Genomic DNA, 1,972 nt, shown 5'->3' with positions numbered 1-1,972 from the left:
ATCACGTATTTTTCCGCCCCCCCTCTCGTCCCGCTATTACTTTATCGGCTGTTTTAGCTTTAAACATATCAAGAATTTAATAATAAAAATTATTTTCAATACGCTCTAACGGCAATTGCTGTAATTGAACATTTCCCCGCTAACAGAAATTTACCTACAAAGCATTTTTCATTAATGACTTTAAAAATTATAAGCTCGAAATTCATATTAATTGTTTTTTTAGATTATCTTCATGTTTTTTATTGATTTCAATAATATTTGTTTTTTATTTACTATATGATCCGTACAGCAAGTAAATCATTTTTAATGAGATACTTATCACATTTTTTTGGGAAAATAAAAGCTGATTTTTAATTAAGCCAATTTTTTAATTGGAGTAATTTAGAGTAAAGTATCTAATTTTTTCTAAATAAATTATGTACTTGCTTGTTTAATGAGCGTATATTTCCTCGCCTACTTTGATCAAAAGTTCATCCACTTTTTAAGGTTAGGCTGAACTTAAATATTGGATTCAATCTCATGAAAAAAATTACATATGTTTCTTTGCTCATTTCATCTGTACTTGGCTTTTCTGCAGCACAAGCAGCTACTGCCCCAACACAGAACTTTGAAGTGAAATTAACAATCAATGAATCGTGTGAATTTAATTCAGCTACAGATATTGATTTCGGAAGTTTAGATCGTTCAACCGACGTAAACCGTACCCAAACAGGTAAATTAACAGCTACATGTACCATTGGCACACCTTATAAAGTGGTACTGGATAGCGAACGTCAAATGAAGCATAAATCTGACAGTACTTCTGTCGTGGCTTATGATTTATTCCAAGATACCGGTGCACAAAAGATCTGGGGTAAAACAGTTGATCAAGCACTAGAGCAAACCGGTACAGGTAAAGCACAAGAGTTGCCTGTCTATGCGAAATTAAAAGGCAACACAAATGTTAAGGCAGGTGTATATACTGATGTTGTGACTGCTAAAATTACTTACTAATTAAGTTATAAGTAAACAAGGAGAGGCTATTGCAAGGTATATTTGAAAAAATATTAAATCGTCAGCATATCTATATGGTGACTCTTTTAGCTTCTTCCTTTTGTTCTTTAGCACAAGCAGCTAGTCTACAAGTATCTCCCATCCTTGTAGAGTTTTCTTCCCAGGAAAAAGCAAAAGAGCTTTGGCTTACAAACACGGGGAAAACAAATATTCGTGCTCAAGTACGTATGCAAGAGTGGACTCAGCTTAATAACCAGGAAATTCTAGAACCGACTAAGAAGCTTATTGCAAGTCCACTTATTACTGAAATTAAACCTGGTCAAAGACAATTAGTACGCTTGATTAAGCCAGCCAATACTAATAGTACTCAGGAGCAGGCATTTCGAGTACTGGTAGATGAGTTGCCAGGAAGTAGTTCCGAGCAAAATAACTCGGGTTTAAATATTTTATTGCAATACTCAATTCCTGTTTTTTATAAGTCTTCGCAACCTCATAAAATTACTCAAGGTCTAACCCCGCTTGATAATATTCAGTTTAAATATACGAACGGCCAGATTTCAGTGTCGAACCGTTCTAGTTCCTATTTACGCTTAAGTCAGTTGAGTTATGTATCCACGACAGGAAATATCGTACCTTTGATATCTGGATTGATGGGTTATGTTTTGGCAGGACAAACGATGTCTTGGAACTTACCGATCAGTCTTCCAGATAATGGTGCAGGAAAGTTTCGATTAGTTATTAATTCTGATATTAATCAACAGGTTATTCCTGTAAATAAATAAATACTTGATATGATTAGGGCTAATTACTTGAGTGTAATTTTGCTTGGACTTCTTTATGTACAAGAGGGAATAGCAAATGAAGTGACTTCTCAAGAAGTAGATTCGACCATTCAACAGGAACTTTTTTTAGATGTTATTTTAAATCAATATAACCAAAATATGCTGGGTGATTATAGCTAAAAAGAGGATGAGATTAC

3 protein-coding genes are annotated in these 1,972 nt (G+C 34.1%); all 3 read left to right on the top strand.

The features are described from left to right. The first annotated feature begins 519 nt into the window (after window positions 1-519). Genes FTV37_RS17230 through FTV37_RS17220 form a run of 3 tightly spaced genes read left to right on the top strand, consistent with a single transcriptional unit; the run spans window position 520 to window position 1,955 of the window. Entirely contained in the window at window positions 520-993 is a 474-nt protein-coding gene (locus FTV37_RS17230) for a spore coat U domain-containing protein (protein ID WP_218945736.1), read from the top strand. 29 nt (window positions 994-1,022) lie between these two features. Beyond that, window positions 1,023-1,775 carry a molecular chaperone gene (locus FTV37_RS17225; protein WP_180015723.1) on the top strand — a complete coding sequence of 251 codons (753 nt, stop codon included), beginning with the start codon at window positions 1,023-1,025 and terminating at the stop codon, window positions 1,773-1,775. Window positions 1,776-1,802: 27 nt separating this feature from the next. After that, window positions 1,803-1,955 (top strand): hypothetical protein, encoded by a 153-nt coding sequence (locus FTV37_RS17220; protein WP_180064329.1) that lies wholly within the window; start codon window positions 1,803-1,805, stop codon window positions 1,953-1,955. Window positions 1,956-1,972 lie beyond the last annotated feature (17 nt).

The sequence above is a fragment of the Acinetobacter sp. YH16042 genome (genome assembly GCF_013417245.1).
GTDB lineage: Bacteria > Pseudomonadota > Gammaproteobacteria > Pseudomonadales > Moraxellaceae > Acinetobacter > Acinetobacter amyesii.
This window is presented reverse-complemented; position numbering and strand designations above follow the sequence as displayed.

Bases quoted from the DNA above. Each gene is read 5' to 3' on its own strand.
- FTV37_RS17230 (WP_218945736.1), top strand. From the start codon at position 520: ATGAAAAAAATTACATATGTTTCTTTGCTCATTTCATCTGTACTTGGC.